Origin of the sequence: Pseudomonas sp. R4-34-07, assembly GCF_003852375.1 — a bacterium.
Lineage (GTDB): Bacteria > Pseudomonadota > Gammaproteobacteria > Pseudomonadales > Pseudomonadaceae > Aquipseudomonas.
The window spans coordinates 4,714,050-4,733,172 of the sequence record NZ_CP027760.1 but is presented as its reverse complement, the minus strand read 5'-3'; the positions used below and the strand labels follow the sequence as shown (position 1 = coordinate 4,733,172).

The window sequence follows — 19,123 nt, the reverse complement described above, 5'->3', positions numbered from 1 at the left end:
CGAAACTTCCTACAACACGGCCGGTCAGAGTTTGTAACAGCAAGAGCAAACATTGTGCTCCGGTGTTTGTGGCTTGTTGTACTGGTCTTTGTAGATCACGTTTAACCCCGAGTTGTCTCCCCACTCCTCGGGGTTTCTTTTTGCCTGGGATTTGGCACAGCGCGCCCTGCGAACGCAAACGGGTCATGGCTGGCGCGCAGTATTCGTTGAATGACCTCGCCATCGGTTAGACTGGTCGCCTTTCCTTGTCCTAGAAGCCCGTTCATGGCCCAGCCGTCCACGACCTACAAATTCGAACTCAACCTCACCGACCTTGACCGTTCGGTGTACGAGAGCGTCAAGCAGACCATCGCCCGCCACCCTTCGGAAACCGAAGAACGCATGACCGTGCGCCTGCTGGCCTACGCCCTCTGGTACAACGAGCAATTGGCGTTCGGCCGTGGCTTGTCGGACGTCGACGAGCCGGCCCTGTGGGAAAAGAGCCTGGATGACCGGGTGTTGCACTGGATCGAAGTCGGCCAGCCGGATGCCGACCGCCTGACCTGGTGCTCGCGCCGTACCGAACGTACCAGCCTGCTGGCGTATGGCAGCCTGCGCGTGTGGGAAGGCAAGGTCGTGCCGGTGGCGAAAAACCTGAAAAACGTGCACATCGCTGCCGTGCCCCAGGAGATTCTGGAGGTGCTGGCCAAGGACATGCCGCGCGTAATCAAGTGGGATGTGATGATCAGCGAAGGCACGATTTTCGTCACCGATGACCGTGGCCAGCATGAAGTGCAACTGGAATGGCTGGTTGGCGGACGTGATTGAACATGTGGGAGGGGGCTTGCTCCCGATAGCGTTGGATCAGTCACAACATCATTGACTGACACTCAGCTATCGGGAGCAAGCCCCCTCCCACATTTGATCTTTGTTGAATTTTGAATTGTCGTTTAACCCTTGTATCAGTAGAGAAGTTATCCCCACCGTATGCGTATCGAACCCCGTCCCTTGCCTGCCGTCCTGCCTTTCCTCGGTGAATTGCCACCGCTGCTGACCCGTCTCTACGCCGCGCGCGGGGTGCAATCGGAAGCCGAGCTGGACAAGAGCCTGGCGCGGTTGATTCCCTATCAGCAGCTCAAGGGCATTGATGCCGCTGTCGACCTGCTGGTCACGGCGCTGGAGCAGCGCCAGCGCATCCTGATCGTCGGTGACTTCGATGCCGACGGCGCCACCGCCAGTACCGTCGGCACACTGGGCCTGCGTTTGCTCGGTGCGGCCCACGTCGATTACCTGGTGCCCAACCGCTTCGAATATGGCTACGGCCTGACGCCGGAGATCGTGGCGGTGGCGCTGCAGCGCGAGCCGCAGTTGCTGATCACCGTGGATAACGGCATCTCCAGCGTCGAGGGCGTGGCGGCGGCGAAGGCGGCGGGGTTGAAGGTGCTGGTGACGGATCACCACTTGCCGGGCGATGAACTGCCGGCGGCGGACGCGATCGTCAATCCGAACCAGCCGGGCTGTACCTTCCCCAGCAAGGCGCTGGCCGGTGTCGGCGTGATCTTCTACGTGTTGATGGCCCTGCGCGCGCGCTTGCGCAGTCTGGGCTGGTACGACAACAGCCCGCAGCCGAACATTGGTGAGTTGCTCGACCTGGTGGCCCTGGGCAGCGTTGCCGACGTGGTGCCGCTGGACGCCAACAACCGCATCCTCGTCCATCAGGGCCTGGAACGTATTCGTGCCGGTCGGGCGCGCCCGGGGATCAAGGCGATCCTTGAAGTGGCCAAGCGCGACCATGCCCGTATCACCTCCACCGACCTCGGCTTTATCCTTGGCCCGCGCCTGAATGCGGCCGGGCGCCTGGATGACATGAGCCTGGGCATCGAATGCCTGCTCACCACGGACATTGCCGCCGCACGGGAAATGGCCGCGCAACTGGATGGCATGAACCAGGACCGCAAATCCATCGAGCAAGGCATGCAGCGCGAAGCCCTGGCCCAGCTCAAGGATTTGCCGGTCGAATCGATGCCGTACGGCTTGTGCCTGTTCGATCCGGAGTGGCACCAAGGGGTGATCGGGATTCTGGCGTCGCGCATGAAAGAGCGCTATTTCCGTCCCACCATCGCCTTTGCCGATGCCGGTGATGGCCTGCTCAAGGGCTCTGGGCGTTCAGTACAGGGCTTTCATATCCGTGACGCGCTGGCGGTGGTTGCCAGCCAGCATCCCAGCCTGATTGCCAAGTACGGTGGTCATGCGATGGCGGCTGGCCTGACCCTGCCCGAAGCGAATTTTCCGTTATTTGCGCAAGCCTTCGATGCCGAAGTGCGTCGGCAACTGCGCGAAGAAGACCTCACCGGTCGGCTGCTCTCCGACGGCACCCTGGCGGTGGAAGAGTTTCACCTGGAGTTGGCCCGCGCACTGCGCCATGCCGGCCCGTGGGGGCAGCACTTTCCCGAGCCATTGTTTCACGGCGTGTTCCAGTTGGTGGAGCAGCGGGTGGTCGGCGAACGGCACTTGAAGGTGGTGCTCAAGAGCGAATGTGGCTCGGTGAAGCTCGATGGCATTGCGTTTGGGGTCGACCGTGAAGTCTGGCCGAACCCGACGGTGCGTTGGGTGGAGTTGGCCTACAAGCTGGACGTGAATGAGTATCGCGGGAATGAAACGGTGCAGTTGATGATTGCGCATATCGAACCGCGTTAGATCCAACTGACACCGGGATACAAATGTGGGAGGGGGCTTGCTCCCGATGGCGGAGTGTCAGTCACTGTTCATATGACTGATCCACCGCTATCGGGAGCAAGTCGAATCGTCGCACCGCCCCTCCCACATTTGGTTTTGTGTACTGCTTACTCGGCTTTGGCTTGGTGCTTGACGATGATATCCACCAGCCGCTTGGCCAGCGCCGGATAGTTCTCATCGAAGTGATGCCCGCCGGGCAGCTTGATGGCTTCGCCCACGGCGGTCTTGTCGGTGCAGCCACTCTCGTCGACTTCCTCGGCGCCGTAGATGCACACCACTTTGTCGGCTGGCAGCTTGGCCATTTCCGGGCCGGTCGCGGCTTCTTTGCCGGCGTTGCCCAGCCAGCCTTCCACTTCGATCTCAAAGCTGCCGGTGCGGGCGAAGGCCAGCAGGATGATTGCGTCGACCCTTTGCTGCTCGTTTGCCGGCATGCGGTTGTAGATGGCCGGCAGCACGTCGGCGCCAAACGAATAACCGGTCAGCACGAAGCGCTTGGTGCCCCATTTCTGCCGGTAGTGCTGCATCAGCTCGGTAAGGTCCTTGGCGCTTTGTTCCGGGGTCTTGTGCTGCCAGTAATAGCGCAGGGTGTCGATGCCGACCACCGGGTAGCCGATCTTTGCCATCTCGCCGGCCACGTCGCGGTCCAGGTCACGCCAGCCGCCGTCACCGGAGAGGAACAGGGTCACGGTGTCCTTGGCCTGGCCTGCCGGCACTTCCACCACCGGAATCGCCAGGCCGCCGTTGTCCGAACCTACCAGTTGCTTGCGCAGCTCGTTGTTCAGCACTTGCGGGTAATGAATGTCGTAGTCGCTGATGCTGGTGGTGGCACGCGGTGTGTCGCGTACGAAACTGGCGCTTTCATCGTCAGGGTTGTCGTTCCACGCCACCAGCCAGTTGCCATGGGCGGCGGTTTTCGGCAGCGGGTCGTTGCAGCCTTCCTGTTTCAGGGCGAAGCCGACGGAGATGGCATTGGCCTTGTCGTCGGTCTGTGTGGCCAGCCAGCGCCAGGCGAGCGCCGCGCCAGGGCCGATGCCGCTGACCAGGGTCGCCGGGCCTTTGAGTTGGCCCAGGGCGCTTTGCAGCGCCTTCTCCTGCAGGGCGCAGTCATCTTTAGGCAGCACCACTTGCACGATCTGCGCCGAGCCGCCCTGGCTCAGGGCGATCAGCTGGCTGTCGGTGAGGGTTTCGTCGGCCATCACTGCCACCGCCACGCGGGCTTTGGCGGTGCCGGCCGGGGTCACGCGGGTCATCGTCGAACCGTCGGCCTGGGGCAACTGCTCCAGGGTCGGTTGTGGGGCAGGGCGGTTCCAGTACCAATAGCCGCCGCCCAGGATCAGCGCGAGCAGCACAACGAAGGCCAATACATACCGCCAGGAGCGTCGAATCATCAGCGTTTCACCAATCCAGTCAAGCCGCCCGCGATCAGGGCGGCGGTGTCGGCCAGTGCCACCAGCGGATCAAGTCCTGCGGGCACGGCCATATAACGGGGTTCCCAGTCAGGCTGGAACTTGTCTTTGAAGCGGCGCAAACCTTGAAAGTTATACAGTTGCTCGCCACGGCGGAACACCATCGAGCCCAAGCGTTGGGTCAGTGGCGCGCCACGCCGTGGCTGCAGGCCCGACAACGGCACCATGCCGAGGCTGAAGCGGGCGTAGCCGTGGTTTTTATAATGTTGAATCAGGCCGACCATCATGAACTCCATGGTCAGCTTCGGCGCGTCCGGGTGGGCGCGCATCAGGTCGAGACTGGCCAGGTCATGGTTGTACGTCTCGAGCAGGTTGGCAAAGGCCACCGGGCGCCCTTCGAAGCGGATGATCGCAATCCGAAAGTGCTTGAGGTAGTCGTCGCTGAAGCGGCCCAGGGAGAAGCCTTTTTCACGCACATTCTTACCGGTAAGCCAGGCGTCCGAGATAACTTTTAATTCATCCATCGGCGCCGTGCCCGGCTCGCAGATCTCCAGTGACAGGCCGTCCCGGGTGCCACGGTTCCAGGTGTAGCGCAAATCCTTCATCTCTTTGCCCTTGGCTTCCAGGTCAAAGCGTTTCAGGTCGACGCGGGCTTCTTCGCCCAGCTTGATCGCAGTGAGGCCGATATCCATGTAGTACGGCAGGTTCTCGGCGCGTACCTGATAGAACACCGGGCGTGCGTGGTGAATGTCGCACAGGTCGCGGAACTGCCAGATCATCTCGGCGCGCGGTTGAGTCGGGCCGATTGGATCATACAACGCCACCAGGCTGCGCCCGCGACGGGCGTACATCAGGAAGGCTTCATCGTTGGGGTGGAACAGCAACGCCTTGTCGCCGGTCAGCGCCAGGCCGCCGTCGGGTTGGGAAGAGGCCATCAGGATCTTGCTGGCGCGTTCCAGCTCATCCGGGGTCGGCAGGTGGATCACCGGGCGCGCGGTCCGCAGCAGCCAGGTCAGCGACACGATCACCAGCAATACGGCGGCGCCGAGCAACGAGCGCAAGCCGCGCGGGGCGTTGGCATCGAGGGTGAATTGCCACCAGAGTTGGTGGCTGTAAGGCACATCTTGATAGGCAAACAGCAACAGCCAGATCGACGCGCCCAGCACGCAGACGCTGGCGACCAGGTACAGCGGCGAGAACGGCAGTTCGGTCAAGCGGCTGGCGCGGTAGAACGAGCGCCGGAAGATCGCCAGCAGCACGGCGGTCATGGTCATCAGGCTGGCTTCTTCCCAGTCGAAGCCCTTGAGCAGTGAGAGCAGGGCGCCGACCAGCAGCAGCACCATGGTCAGCATCCAGGCGGCTGACAAACGTCGACGCAGGCCTTGGGCCAGCAATAGGCACAGCACGCCGATCAGGCTGGCACCGAAGTGCGACGCATCAATCAGGCGGTGGGGAATCAGGAAGCCGATGTTTTCCAGGCGTGAATCGATCTCCGGCGTGGCGCCGGAAAACAGCAGGACCACGCCGGACAAAAAAACCAGTACGGCCAGCACCGGTGCCGCAAGGCCGGAGGCGACGCGCAGGCTCTGCTGAGTCTGGAACAGGCGCTGGGCCTCGTTGATCAGCAGGAAGATACAGGCGATCAACAGCGGCAACACCACGTAGATCATCCGGTACAGCAACAGGGCGGCAGCCAGTGGCGCAGCGCCGAGTTTGTCGGCGAAGGCCGCCAGCAGGATCGCCTCGAAGACCCCCACGCCTCCCGGTACATGGCTGAGCACGCCGGCGGCCAGGGCCAGCAGGTACACCAACAGGAACGGGCCGAAAGGCGGTGCTTCGGGCAGCAGCATATAAAGGACAGCGGCTGCGGCGGCGACGTCCAGCGCGGTGATGACCAGTTGCAGGAACGTCAGGCGACGGCCAGGCAGGCGCAGGGTGCGGCGCCCGGCCTTGACCAGCAGGTTATCCGGATAGGGTTGTTCCGGCAGGCGACGGCGATAGATACCGATGCACAGCATGGCCGACAACAGCAGCACCGCACCGGCGACACCGCCCAGCAGGCTCTGCGGTAAATGCAGGTAGGTCGATGCCGCCGGCAGGTTGCTCAGCGTGGCCAACGCGGCCAGTGGCGGCAGCGCGCAGCCCAGCGCCAGGCTGGCGAACACGGTCATGTGGGCGACTTCCGACGCACCAATGCCGTGGCGTGCATATAAACGGTAGCGCACCGAGCCGCCCGAGAGCATCGACAGGCCGATGGCGTTGCCGATGGCAAAGGCAGTGAAGCCGCCCAGGGCCAGGGTCTTGGCCGGCAGTTTCACGCCAGCGTAACGTGCGCCGGAAAATTCATAGCCCAACAGAATGATGAAGCCGGCCACCGCTGCGGCAAACGCGCCGAGCAAGGCCGGTTTAGGCACCTCCAGGATCGAGTCGTGGAGCGCGTAGAGGTCGAGTTCCAACAACAGGTGTCGGCAGGCGATCAGGGCAATTGCAAACAGCAGCAACGTAACGGCCAGGCCGATGGGCTGACGATATTTGCTCAACAGATCCAGCCAACGCAAACGGGTGGGAGCGATCGGTTGTTCCGCTGTGACAGTGTCATGTGGTTCAGACGAGTTGGCGCGCATCAATCACCTCGTGGATTGTGCGCGACAGGATGGAGGTATCCAGCCAAGTTACCAATCCCTATGGACAAAATAATTACAAATATTAACGCGGATCACCGAGTGGGGCGACTGCGGCCATTGGTCGTAGAAGGTAGCGCTTGAGCATCGAGCATAGCGTGCAATGGGATGGACTCTGCAAACCGTCTACGGTTTCATGAAAGATGCCATGCCATTGTTTCAGAAGAACTTTTTCATCGGATACAAAAAAGGCCACTCTTTCGAGTAGCCTTTTTTGATGTTTGGTTGCGGGAGCCGGATTTGAACCGACGACCTTCGGGTTATGAGCCCGACGAGCTACCAGACTGCTCCATCCCGCGTCTGTGGGCGGCATTCTACAGTCCAGCGACGAGGTGTCAACCGTTAATGAGTCGATGGCTCAAATTAACGGTGATTTATTCAAAATCAAGGCCTTGCCACTTTCATTGTAGGAACGAGCTTGCTCGCGAAAGGCGTCAACGATAACGCAGCGCTTCAGGTAGCCAGCGGTGTGTTGAAGTTTTTCGCGAGCAAGCTCGCTCCTACAGGAGGGGAGGTAAAACAGGCGCGCACAAAAAAGGCCACTCTTTCGAGTAGCCTTTTTTGATGTTTGGTTGCGGGAGCCGGATTTGAACCGACGACCTTCGGGTTATGAGCCCGACGAGCTACCAGACTGCTCCATCCCGCGTCTGTGTGTCGGCATTCTACAGAGGATCGCGAGTGTGTCAACCCGAAAATAGAAGAAAAGCGCTTGTGGTTCAATCGCTTAGCTCTCCAAGGCGAGCTTGGTAGGGGCGCGGAGCCAGTCGGGCCGAGGCTTTCAGCTCTATTGGAGGGCCGAATTCGATTGAGAAAACAAATTCATCTGCGATATTTCGTACCGCTCAGGCAGAAGATTCAAACTACTGGTGCTATATACAGGGGTGAATGCGATACTGGCCATCCGTTGGTCCACACCCCGTTTATATGACGCAGCGCAAAATCATCCACGTCGACTGTGATTGCTTCTACGCCGCCATCGAGATGCGCGACGACCCGAGCCTGGCGCAAAAACCCTTGGCTGTCGGCGGCTCGGCAGACCGGCGGGGGGTGATCGCCACGTGCAATTACGAAGCGCGGGCGTACGGGGTGCGCTCGGCGATGTCATCCCGTCACGCGTTGAAGTTGTGCCCGGACCTGACAATCGTCAAGCCGCGCATGGATGCCTATAAAGAAGCGTCGAAGGAAATCCAGACGATCTTTCGCGACTACACCGATTTGATCGAGCCGTTATCGCTGGATGAGGCCTACCTCGACGTATCCGATAGCCCGCACTTTGGCGGCAGTGCCACGCGCATCGCCCAGGACATTCGCCGGCGTGTCTCCAATCAATTGCACATCACCGTGTCTGCCGGCGTGGCGCCCAACAAGTTTCTGGCCAAGATCGCCAGCGACTGGAAAAAACCCAACGGCCTGTTTGTGATTACCCCGGACCAGGTCGAAGATTTCGTCTCCCAGTTGCGGGTGAGTAAGTTGCATGGGGTCGGCAAGGTCACTGCCGACAAGCTGGCGCGCCTGGGCATTGAAGATTGCCTGCAATTGCGGGAGTGGAACAAGCTGGCGCTGGTGCGCGAATTCGGCAGTTTTGGTGAGCGCCTCTGGAGCCTCGCCCGTGGGATCGATGACCGCGTGGTGCAGAACGACAGCCGGCGGCAATCGATCAGCGTGGAAAATACCTACGATGTGGACTTGCCGGATCTTTCAAGCTGCCTGGCAAAACTGCCCGAACTCATGGACACCCTGGCCGGGCGCATGGCGCGTATCGACAGCAGCTACCGGGCGGGCAAGCCGTTCGTGAAGGTCAAGTTTCATGACTTTACCCAGACCACTTTGGAGCAGGCCGGGGCAGGGCGGGACCTGGAGAGTTATCAACAGCTGATGACCCAGGCGTTCAACCGGGGTGGGAAGCCGGTGCGGTTGTTGGGGATTGGGGTGAGGTTGCTGGATTTGAGTAGCGGTAACGAACAGCTCGAGTTTTCCTGGTAGACGCCGGAGCAAATGTGGGAGGGGGCTTGCTCCCGATGGCGGTGTTTCAGTGCCAGATGTACTGACTGACACACTGCAATCGGGAGCAAGCCCCCTCCCACATTTGGATCTTCACATGGCTTGAAGCTCAGCGTGCGTCAGGGTCTGCGACTAACCGCCCGGCATCCTTGGCCAGCGCCTGCAAAAACTCCTGCTGCAACTCCGGGTCATTGCGCGTGAGTTCGATCAGGCTTTGTTCGAGTTCGCTGGCTTCTTCTTCCAGGCCCAGCTCCGAGAGGCGCTTGACCCGGTGTACCCACTGGTTGACTTCGTCGTCTTCCAAATCGTCGTAGATCAGGCCATGGGCTTCCAGCAATTTTCCGCGCAGGGTGCTGCTGATCGCCAGGGTCGAATCCGTGTGCACGTCGTCCTGGCCGTCTTCCACGCTGATCTTCAAGGTGGTGATGCGGTTCAGGTCCTGTTCGGCAAACGGACTGTCCAACAGGTTCAGGCGCAGGACGCCGTCGCGGTCGGTGGTCAGTTCATGGGTCTGCTTGCCGGCGGTGACCTGTACCGGGCGTTCGCTCCAGGGCAGGCTCGAATACTCCAGGCGCTTGTCACGCTGGACTTCATCGATGCCCGCGAGGTTCTGCTGGGCACGGCCGTGGGATTGCACGTTCATGAACGGGTTAATGCCGTCCACGCCGTAGCTCAGCCAATCGCGGGTCATGCTGGCGGGCAGGTTGCCGAGGGCGAAGATGTTCACCACATTGGCCCCCGCGCCAGCCACCAGCGCCACGGCACCCAGGGGCATCTCGTAGAGTTTGCGCCAGGGCTGATAAGGCGTGTAGCGGTCGTAACGCCGAGTGACTTCGAATTCGGTGACTTCAAAGGTCTTTTGCTCGTGAATCCGAACCCGACGTTGCGGCAGCTCCAGCACTTTGGGCTCGCCTACATCGATCTGCAGGCTGTGGTCGAGCAACTTGCGCTCGACCCGCTCCTCGTGCTCACTGCGTTGCGACATCTGGTTGGCGCAGCCGCTGACCAGCAGGGCGCCGCACAAGGCGGCGCCCCCCAGGGCTCTGGTGTTTCGCTTGAACATGACTTCTCTTGATCTGGTTTTCAGCGACGAATACGCGCCTGAAGGAAAGACAGCACGTCAGCCACCGGCAACGGTTGGGCCTCGGCTTCGGTCCGGCTCTTGTATTCCAGATTGCCATCGGCCAGGCCGCGGTCACTGACCACGATCCGGTGGGGGATGCCAATCAGTTCCATGTCGGCGAACTTGATGCCCGGGCTGGTTTTCTTGTCCCGGTCATCGAGCAGCACTTCAAAACCGGCGGCCGTCAGTTCGGCATACAGTTTGTCGGTAGCTTCGCGTACTTGCTCGGTTTCATAGCGCAACGGCACCAGCGCAACCTGGAACGGGGCCAGGGCGTCGCTCCAGATGATGCCTTTCTCGTCGTTGTTCTGCTCGATGGCAGCGGCGACCACACGGGACACACCAATGCCGTAGCAGCCCATGTCCAGGGTGATCGGCTTGCCGTTCTCGCCCAGCACTTCGCACTTCATCGCCTTGCTGTACTTGTTGCCCAGCTGGAAGATGTGCCCGACTTCGATGCCGCGCTTGATCTCCAGGGTGCCCTTGCCATCCGGGCTTGGGTCGCCAGCCACGACGTTGCGCAGGTCGGCCACGGTCGGAACCGGCAGGTCACGCTCCCAGTTCACGCCGAAGTAGTGCTTGTCGTCGATGTTCGCACCGATCCCGAAGTCGCTCATCAGCTCGACCGAACGGTCGATGATGATCGGCAGCGGCAGGTTCAGCGGGCCGAGGGAGCCGGCGCCGGCGCCAATGGCGTCGCGCAGTTCGGCATCGGTGGCCATGACCAGCGGGCTGGCCACGCCAGGTTGCTGGGCCGCCTTGATTTCGTTGAGCTCGTGGTCGCCACGGATCACCAGGGCGATCAGCTTGCCTTCTTCTTCGGCGCGCACGATCAGGGTCTTGATGGTCTTTTCAATCGGCAGATTGAATTTTTCCACCAGGGCCGCGATGGTCTTGGTATCCGGGGTGTCGACCAGGCGCAGTTCTTCGGCTGGCGCTGGGCGCGAGGTTTCCCGTGGGATGGCTTCGGCTTTCTCGATGTTCGCCGCGTAGTCGGAACCGTTGCTGAACGCGATGTCGTCTTCGCCGGATTCGGCCAGCACGTGGAATTCGTGGGAGCCGGCGCCGCCGATGGAGCCGTTGTCCGCTTCAACCGGGCGGAATTTCAGGCCCAGGCGCGTGAAGATGTTGCAGTAGGCCTGGTGCATGCGGTCGTAGGTCGCCTGCAGGGACGCCTGGTCGGCATGGAACGAATAGGCGTCCTTCATGATGAATTCACGGCCGCGCATCAAGCCGAAGCGTGGGCGGATTTCATCACGGAATTTGGTCTGGATCTGATACAGGTTCAGAGGCAGCTGTTTATAGCTGCTCAACTCGTTGCGCATCAGGTCGGTGATGACTTCTTCATGGGTCGGGCCGGCGCAGAAATCGCGGCCATGACGGTCCTTGAAGCGCAGCAGCTCGGGGCCGTACTCTTCCCAGCGTCCGGATTCCTGCCACAGTTCAGCCGGTTGGGTGCTCGGCATCAACACTTCCAGAGAGCCGGCAGCGTTCATTTCTTCACGAACGATGGCTTCGACCTTGCGCATCACCTTCAAGCCCATGGGCAGCCAGGTGTACAGGCCGGAGGCCAGTTTGCGGATCATGCCGGCGCGCAGCATCAGCTGATGGCTGATCACAACCGCATCGGAAGGCGTTTCTTTCTGTGTGGCGAGCAAATATTGACTGGTACGCATGGTAGGCCGTTGTCGGTTGCTTGGACTTGAAATGACTCGGGATTGTACGGGCGGTTGCTGCTGGAGTACAGGCGTGACATTGCGGGGGATCTGACTGACTGTGGGAGATCCAAATGTGGGAGGGGGCTTGCCCCCGATAGCGGTGGGTCAGTGATACATAAGCGCCTGACACCCTGCTATCGGGAGCATGGGTATCTACACAACTTTGGCGTAGCCCTGAACCTGTGGCGAGGGAGCTTGCTCCCGTGGCGTCCTGGCGGCCTATAGCTATCTGACTGATGCTCCGCGTTCCAAATGTGGGAGGGGCGGTGCGACGATTCGACTTGCCCCCGATGGCGGCCTGACAGCCGACCAGGATGTTGGATCAAGGCGAGTACATATCCGTTGCTGCGGTAACGGCGGCTTAGGGTTCCGCCCTTACGGCGTCTCACTTTTGAAAAGCGCAAAAGTAAGCAAAACGCTCTTGCCCCACCACTCGGCACCTCGCCTAGGCTCGGTGTGCCCGTAATCCGACATTGATTTGGGGGGGCGCCGCCACGCGCCATCCATGGCGCGGGGCGGCTAAACCGGCATCCCTGCCGGTTTACCCCCCAAATCACTGTCGGATTACGGCCAGCGTGGTTTAACGGGGCGCCTAGATCACAAGCAAGATCAAGAGCGGCTCGCTTCGCATCGTGGTTACCGTAGGCTGCTACAAAATTGTGTAGATACCCATGGCTATCGGGGGCAAGCCCCCTCCCACATTGTCAGTCTTCTTGCGGGGGATTCAACTGGGCGCGCCGATTCTCCTGGAACCAGTGCAAGGCAATCAGGAACAACGTCGGCACCCCCAGCAGGCAGGTGATCATGAAGAAGCTGTGATAGCCGAACTTCTCCACCATCACCCCTGAGTACCCGCCGATCAGGCGCGGCAGCAACAGCATGATCGAGCTGAGCAGCGCGTATTGGGTGGCGGAGAACTTGAGGTTGGTCAGGCTCGACAGGTAGGCGACAAAGGCAGACGTGGCCAGGCCCGAGCTGAAGTTATCCAGGGAAATGGTGACGATCAGCATCTGCAGGTCGGGGCCCATGTCGGCGAGCATCACGAACAACAGGTTGGTGCCGGCCGAGGCCACGCCACCGATGAACAGGATCGGCAGAATCCCGAACCGCACGATCAACAGGCCGCCCATGCCGGCGCCGAGCAGGGTCATGATCAGGCCGAAGATCTTGCTGACCCCGGCAATCTGGTCCTTGGTAAAACCCTGGTCGATATAGAAAACGTTGGCCATCACGCCCATGACGGTATCGGACATGCGATAGGTGGCGATCAACCCGAGCAGCAGCAACGCCTGCCAGCGGTAGCGCAGGATAAAGTCGTTAACCGGCGTCAGCACCGGCGCCAGGCCACGGCGGCCCATGGCCGAGAGGCACAGGGCGGTGAGCAGGATATAAAGGATGGCCCGCAGGAAGGCACGGTCTTCCATCAGCAGTTCCCACAGGCTCACGCCCTGGAACAGCACGCTGGCGAAATCCGTGTTGTACAGCTGGGTAAACATGGCAGGCACCGACACCAGCAGCACAATCAGCACGAACACTGACGCCAACTGATGCACGAAGCTATAGCGCCCGGCCTGCAACTGGGTGCGCAGCGGCACGTTGGGTTCGCGCATCAACAGAGTGGTGAGCAGGGCCGGAACCATCAACACGCCGAACAGCACATAGGTGCCGGTCCAGGCCGAGTGCTTATAGTTGAAACCGGTGGAGCCGAAGCCTTCGGCAAAGAACAGCGCACCGGCCGTGGCCAGCAGGGCAGCGATGCGATAACCGGACATATAGCTGGCGGCCAGGGCGGCCTGGCGGCTGTCGTCGGCGATTTCCAGGCGGTAGGCGTCGACGGCGATGTCCTGGGTGGCCGAGGCGAAGGCAACGACGACGGCAATGGCAATCAGCCAGGACAAGTGTTTTTGTGGGTCACAAAAGCCCATGCCGATCAATCCGAGGATCACCAGCGACTGGGAAAGCACCAGCCAGGAACGCCGGCGCCCGAGTTTACCGAGCAATGGCAGGCGCCATTGGTCGAGCAGCGGCGACCAGACCCACTTGAAGGCGTAGGCCAGCCCGATCAGGCTTGCATAACCGATGGTCTCGCGGGCAACACCCGCTTCACGCAGCCACACGGAAAGCGTCGAGAACACCAACATATAAGGCATGCCGGCAGCGAAACCGAGCAACAACAGCACTAACGTCGAGGGGCTGGCATAGGCGGCGAGCGCGGCGCGCCAGGTTTTACGGGGCATGGGCTGGAGTCTGCCTCAGATTTGCGGAAACAAAGCGCGCACTCTAACCGCTGTGCTCTACCGGGCGCCAGCCATGGCGCTGAATATCAACGCGATTGTTCAGGATGCTGACACCTTCGCTGCGTAAACGCGCACGTTGCTCGTCACCTGAGGCGCTGCCCACCGGCAGACTTATCCGACCACCGGCACCCAACACCCGGTGCCAGGGCAGTCGGGTGTCTGCGGGAAGCTGGCTCAGGGTACGCCCGACCCAGCGTGCGGCGCGCCCCAACCCGGCCAGGTGCGCCAACTCGCCGTAGCTTACGACGCAACCTGCCGGCACTTGCGCCAAGGTCAGGTATAGCGCGGTGCGGCGCATGTCGGCGGGGCTTTGCGGGGTGTCGGCAGGTTCATTCACTGTGGGGCTATCCGTTGAGAACGTCGGTGTTTTTGTAAGAAACGTCTGTAAACTTGGGGGTGAGCATGGAACTCACTATAAATAGTTGAGTCAGTTCAGGCTATCCACGACGATAGCCCCTTCTTTTCGCCAACCCCGAGCCCCGTATCTGCTTATGTTGTCCAGAACCCTGCTGTGCCTCGCTGTCCTCAGTGCTTCCACGCCCCTGCTCGCCGATACCGTCTGGTTGAAGAACGGTGACCGCCTGACCGGCAAGATCAAAGTTTTCGACGGTGGCAAGTTGCTGATCCAAACCAGCTACGGGGGCGCCATCCCGGTGGATTGGAAGCAGGTGAAAACCCTGGAGAGCGACCAGGAGTTGCTGGTCAAGCAGGACGCCTATAGTGGTGAAAAGGCCAAGTCCCTCAAGGCTGCGGAGGATGGCAAAGTCGTGCTGGCCAACGGCGAAGCACCCAAGACCGTGGACCTGGCCAGTATCCAGCAGATCCTCAAGCCCAAGCCTGTGATCGAAGACCTGGTGTGGAAGGGCAACATCGACCTGGCGCTGGACTACAAGCGCGCCGACAAAGACACCAACGACTACGACGTCGACTTCAAGACCTCGGCCCGTCACGGCCAGTGGCGCCATACCGGCAAGGGCGAATACAACCGCGAATTCCAGGACGACGTCACCACCACCGACAACTGGGCCCTGGAATACGATCTGGACCGCTTCATCACCGAGCACTGGTTCTGGCAGGGCCGCCTGACCTACAAGCGCGATAAGGTCGAAGACCTGGCGCGCCAACGCACCGTCGGTACCGGCCCGGGCTATCAGTTCTGGGACGATGAACTGGGCGCGTTCTCCCTCGGCTCGCTGATCAACCGCACCGATTACGAATACGCCGATGGCGGCAAGGACAACTTCTATTCCCTGGCCATGAAGTGGAACTACAACCGCTACCTGGTAGGCAAGACCGTGGAATTCTTCACCAACGGCGAGCTGGGCAAGCCGATTGACGGTCCGGCCGAGTATGCCCTGGATGCCGAGATGGGCCTGCGCTACAAGGTCACCGAATGGGCCTCGCTCAATCTCAAGGCCGAGCGCGACGTCATCAGCGGCGACTCCGACAGCAGCTTGAGCAAGACCCGCTACACCGCAGGGTTTGGCGTGGCCTGGTAACGCGGCATCGAGCACCCTGGCAACCTGCGCAGATATTGATTACCTTGTGTTGAGATCCATTCCCATATGCCATGGGCGGCGAAACAACCCAGGAGTCATACATTGAGCGCGCACGTTGCCAGGAACGCCCGAGAGCTGTTGCTCAAGGAATACCGTGGGGCCTTGGCCACACAATCCAAAGCCATGCCCGGTTTTCCCTTCGGTTCGGTCGTGCCGTACTGCCTCGACGAGCAGGGCCGCCCGCTGATCCTGATCAGTCGCATCGCCCAGCACACCCACAACCTGCAGAACGACCCCAAGTGTTCGTTGCTGGTGGGTGAGCGCGAAGCCGACGATGTGCAGGCCGTCGGGCGCCTGACCTACCTGGCGCAAGCCGAAAAACTCGACGACGCCGCTGCGATCGAAGCCGCCGCCGAGCGCTATTACCGTTACTTCCCCGAGTCGGCCAACTACCACAAGGCCCACGATTTCGATTTCTGGGTGCTCCAGCCGGTGCGCCACCGGTATATCGGCGGGTTCGGCGCGATCCACTGGGTCGACCGCCTGACCTTGGCCAATCCGTTCGCGGGCAACGCCGAACGCAGCATGATCGAACACATGAACAGCGATCACGCCAAGGCCATCGCCCATTACGTCGACCTTGCCGGTTTACCGACGACCGAGCCTGCGCAACTGGCCGGCATCGACAGCGAAGGCATGCATCTGCGTATCGGCCAAGCCCTGCACTGGCTGCCGTTTGGCGAACCTTGCAACACGCCGACACAAGTACGCGAAGCCTTGGTTTCATTGGCTCACGCCGAATCCTGGCCGAAAAAATCAGACGTTAGTGCTTGAATTCACGAAAAGGCGACGTCATCTAAGGTGAACTAGCAAGGCATTCTTGCGTTGAGGAACCATTTGATGCGCCCTTTTTTGTTGCTTTTTCTCTTGTTCCCGGTGCTGGAGCTGTTCGTATTCGTTCAAGTCAGCGGTGCGATCGGATTCTTCCCGGCTCTGCTGCTGATCATTCTCGGCTCGATGCTCGGCGTGCTGGTGCTGCGCGTCGCCGGGCTGGCGACGGCACTGCGTGCCCGTGAAAGCCTGAACCGCGGCGAGCTGCCCGCCCAGACCATGCTCGAAGGCCTGATGATGGCCCTGGCCGGTGGCCTGTTGATCCTGCCGGGTTTCATCAGTGACGTGGTGGGCCTGGTCATGCTGCTGCCGGTCACACGCAAATTGCTGGCCGGCAAGATGCGCCAGCGTGCCGAAGAAGCGGCCCTGCGCCAGCGTGCTTTTGCCGACGACCTGCAACCCCGTGGCGGCCCGGCCCCGCGCCAGCCCTTGGGGCGTGAAGGCGATGTGATCGAAGGCGAATTCGAACACCGCGACAACAAATAACTGCTTCACCGGCACGGCACCTTCGGGTGCCGTGTTGCATTTCATCCTTGGGCAAACACAAAAAATTTACTGCGCTGGCCCTTGTAATAAGCCTGGGCGCCCTTATGTAACGGTCACCGCAAGGTTTCTGGTGGTGACACTAGACAGACTTCCGCGGTTCGCCCAGCGAGCCGCGACCGGCACCGCCGGAATTTAACCCGCCGGAATTGATACCGGCCGATGAAAAACACATTAGGAGAGATCGACAATGAGTAACCTTCGTCCTCTGCACGACCGCGTCGTCATCCGTCGCAGCGAAGAAGAAAAGAAAACCGCTGGCGGTATCGTCCTGCCAGGTTCGGCTGCTGAAAAAGCCAACCATGGCGTGATTCTCGCTGTCGGCCCAGGCAAATCCCTGGACAACGGTGATGTACGTGCGCTGGCCGTTAAAGTCGGTGACAAGGTTGTTTTCGGCCCTTACTCCGGCAGCAACACTGTGAAAATCGACGGCGAAGACTTGCTGGTAATGGCTGAGAACGAGATTCTCGCCGTACTGGAAGGCTGATTTCCCCGCTCATTTTCCCGTTTACTCCAAAGTATTTAAGGAATATCGATCATGGCTGCTAAAGAAGTTAAATTCGGCGACTCCGCTCGCAAGAAAATGCTCACCGGTGTCAACGTCCTGGCTGACGCAGTAAAAGCGACCCTGGGCCCGAAAGGCCGTAACGTGATCATCGAGAAGAGCTTCGGCGCTCCGACCATCACCAAGGACGGCGTTTCCGTCGCCAAAGAAATCGAACTGGAAGACCGTTTCGAAAACATGGGCGCGCAGCTGGTCAAAGACGTTGCCTCCCGTGCCAACGATGACGCCGGTGACGGCACCACCACCGCGACCGTACTGGCTCAGGCCATCGTCAACGAAGGCTACAAGGCCGTCGCTGCCGGCATGAACCCGATGGATCTCAAGCGCGGTATCGACAAGGCGACCATCGCCATCGTTGCCGAGCTGAAAAACCTGTCCAAGCCATGCGCTGACACCAAGGCTATCGCTCAGGTAGGCACCATCTCCGCCAACTCCGACAGCTCCATCGGCGACATCATTGCCGAAGCCATGGAAAAAGTCGGCAAAGAAGGCGTGATCACCGTTGAAGAAGGCTCGGGCCTGGAAAACGAACTGTCGGTTGTAGAAGGCATGCAGTTCGACCGTGGCTACCTGTCCCCGTACTTCGTCAACAAGCCAGACACCATGGTTGCCGAGCTGGACAGCCCGCTGATCCTGCTGGTCGACAAAAAGATCTCCAACATCCGCGAAATGCTGCCAGTGCTGGAAGCCGTTGCCAAAGCCGGCCGCCCATTGCTGATCGTTTCCGAAGACGTTGAAGGCGAAGCCCTGGCGACCCTGGTCGTGAACAACATGCGTGGCATCGTCAAGGTTGCGGCCGTCAAGGCTCCAGGCTTCGGCGACCGTCGCAAGGCCATGCTGCAGGACATCGCCGTATTGACCGGCGGTACCGTTATCTCCGAAGAGATCGGCCTGAGCCTGGAAAGCGCCACCCTGGAAAACCTGGGTAGCGCCAAGCGCGTGACCATCTCCAAGGAAAACACCATCATCGTTGACGGTGCTGGCGTTGAAGGTGACATCGAGTCGCGTATCGCTCAGATCCGCGCTCAGGTAGCCGAAACTTCCTCGGACTACGACCGTGAAAAACTGCAAGAGCGTCTGGCCAAGCTGTCCGGCGGCGTTGCAGTGATCAAGGTTGGCGCCGGTTCCGAAGTCGAAATGAAAGAGAAGAAGGCCCGCGTTGAAGACGCCCTGCATGCAACCCGTGCAGCCGTTGAAGAAGGTGTGGTACCTGGCGGTGGCGTTGCGCTGATCCGTGCTCTGGAAGCCCTGACCAACCTGACCGGCGACAACGCTGACCAGAACGTTGGTATCGCTGTACTGCGTCGTGCCGTTGAAGCACCGCTGCGCCAGATCGCTGCCAACTCCGGCGATGAGCCAAGCGTTGTGGTCAACGAAGTCAAGAACGGCAAAGGTAACTACGGTTACAACGCTGCGACTGGCGTCTACGGCGACATGATCGAAATGGGCATCCTGGACCCAACCAAGGTGACTCGTTCCGCGCTGCAAGCGGCAGCCTCCATCGGCGGTCTGATCCTGACCACCGAAGCTGCAATCGCCGACAAGCCTAAGGCTGAAGGCGCTGGCGGCGGTATGCCAGACATGGGCGGCATGGGTGGTATGGGCGGCATGATGTAAGCCAGCCTTACCCGGCTAGTTAAAAAACCCCGTCTGCAGCGATGCAGGCGGGGTTTTTTTATGGGTG

14 protein-coding genes and 2 tRNA genes are annotated in these 19,123 nt (G+C 60.6%); 8 read left to right on the top strand and 8 right to left on the bottom strand.

Features of this window, described 5'->3' with window-relative positions:
* The first annotated feature begins 264 nt into the window (after nt 1–264).
* Both C4J85_RS21795 and recJ read left to right on the top strand, forming a co-directional pair.
* The gene (locus tag C4J85_RS21795; protein WP_124368227.1) at nt 265–807 is read left to right on the top strand and encodes a YaeQ family protein; all 543 of its coding nucleotides are present in this window, start codon (nt 265–267) and stop codon (nt 805–807) included.
* A 159-nt stretch (nt 808–966) separates the two neighbouring features.
* The gene (recJ, locus tag C4J85_RS21790; RefSeq protein WP_124368226.1) at nt 967–2,676 is read left to right on the top strand and encodes a single-stranded-DNA-specific exonuclease RecJ; all 1,710 of its coding nucleotides are present in this window, start codon (nt 967–969) and stop codon (nt 2,674–2,676) included.
* A 146-nt stretch (nt 2,677–2,822) separates the two neighbouring features.
* On the opposite strand, the gene C4J85_RS21785 is transcribed toward recJ, so the two are convergent.
* The 4 genes from C4J85_RS21785 to C4J85_RS21770 form a co-directional block, all read right to left on the bottom strand.
* Nucleotides 2,823–4,103, bottom strand: coding sequence for a virulence factor family protein (locus C4J85_RS21785; protein ID WP_124410686.1), 1,281 nt, complete (start codon nt 4,101–4,103; stop codon nt 2,823–2,825).
* Entirely contained in the window at nt 4,103–6,745 is a 2,643-nt protein-coding gene (mprF, locus tag C4J85_RS21780) for a bifunctional lysylphosphatidylglycerol flippase/synthetase MprF (RefSeq protein ID WP_124368224.1), read from the bottom strand. The genes C4J85_RS21785 and mprF overlap by 1 nt, the downstream gene beginning before the upstream one ends.
* A gap of 279 nt (nt 6,746–7,024) precedes the next feature.
* Nucleotides 7,025–7,101: transfer RNA gene (locus tag C4J85_RS21775), tRNA-Met, on the bottom strand.
* 270 nt (nt 7,102–7,371) lie between these two features.
* Nucleotides 7,372–7,448, bottom strand: a tRNA-Met gene (locus C4J85_RS21770).
* Between the two features lie 278 nt (nt 7,449–7,726).
* On the opposite strand from C4J85_RS21770, the gene dinB reads away from it, so the two are divergent.
* Nucleotides 7,727–8,785, top strand: a complete 1,059-nt coding sequence (dinB, locus tag C4J85_RS21765; RefSeq protein ID WP_124371739.1) for a DNA polymerase IV — start codon at nt 7,727–7,729, stop codon at nt 8,783–8,785.
* Nucleotides 8,786–8,912: 127 nt separating this feature from the next.
* Here the strand turns inward: dinB and C4J85_RS21760 are convergent, their stop codons facing one another.
* The 4 genes from C4J85_RS21760 to C4J85_RS21745 form a co-directional block, all read right to left on the bottom strand.
* Entirely contained in the window at nt 8,913–9,866 is a 954-nt protein-coding gene (locus C4J85_RS21760; protein ID WP_124408069.1) for a hypothetical protein, read from the bottom strand.
* A gap of 20 nt (nt 9,867–9,886) precedes the next feature.
* Nucleotides 9,887–11,602 (bottom strand): proline--tRNA ligase, encoded by a 1,716-nt coding sequence (locus C4J85_RS21755; RefSeq protein ID WP_124364246.1) that lies wholly within the window; start codon nt 11,600–11,602, stop codon nt 9,887–9,889.
* Nucleotides 11,603–12,348: 746 nt separating this feature from the next.
* A complete protein-coding gene (locus tag C4J85_RS21750; protein WP_124368222.1) occupies nt 12,349–13,881 on the bottom strand; it encodes an AmpG family muropeptide MFS transporter in 1,533 nt (510 codons plus the stop codon).
* A gap of 43 nt (nt 13,882–13,924) precedes the next feature.
* Complete coding sequence (locus C4J85_RS21745) at nt 13,925–14,239, bottom strand: MGMT family protein (RefSeq protein WP_256657927.1); 315 nt, start codon at nt 14,237–14,239, stop codon at nt 13,925–13,927.
* A 193-nt stretch (nt 14,240–14,432) separates the two neighbouring features.
* Between C4J85_RS21745 and C4J85_RS21740 the strand changes: the two genes are divergently transcribed.
* The 5 genes from C4J85_RS21740 to groL all read left to right on the top strand — a co-directional run bounded on the left by C4J85_RS21740 (nt 14,433) and on the right by groL (nt 19,056).
* Nucleotides 14,433–15,440, top strand: coding sequence for a DUF481 domain-containing protein (locus C4J85_RS21740; protein WP_124408068.1), 1,008 nt, complete (start codon nt 14,433–14,435; stop codon nt 15,438–15,440).
* A 102-nt stretch (nt 15,441–15,542) separates the two neighbouring features.
* On the top strand, nt 15,543–16,274 hold the full coding sequence (locus tag C4J85_RS21735; protein ID WP_124410685.1) for a HugZ family protein: 732 nt from the start codon (nt 15,543–15,545) through the stop codon (nt 16,272–16,274).
* Nucleotides 16,275–16,340: 66 nt separating this feature from the next.
* Nucleotides 16,341–16,817: an FxsA family protein gene (locus C4J85_RS21730; RefSeq protein WP_124364241.1), complete on the top strand. Its 477-nt coding sequence runs from the start codon at nt 16,341–16,343 to the stop codon at nt 16,815–16,817.
* A gap of 247 nt (nt 16,818–17,064) precedes the next feature.
* A complete protein-coding gene (locus C4J85_RS21725) occupies nt 17,065–17,361 on the top strand; it encodes a co-chaperone GroES (RefSeq protein ID WP_124408066.1) in 297 nt (98 codons plus the stop codon).
* A 51-nt stretch (nt 17,362–17,412) separates the two neighbouring features.
* The gene (gene groL, locus C4J85_RS21720; protein ID WP_057723897.1) at nt 17,413–19,056 is read left to right on the top strand and encodes a chaperonin GroEL; all 1,644 of its coding nucleotides are present in this window, start codon (nt 17,413–17,415) and stop codon (nt 19,054–19,056) included.
* The last annotated feature ends 67 nt before the right edge of the window (nt 19,057–19,123 follow it).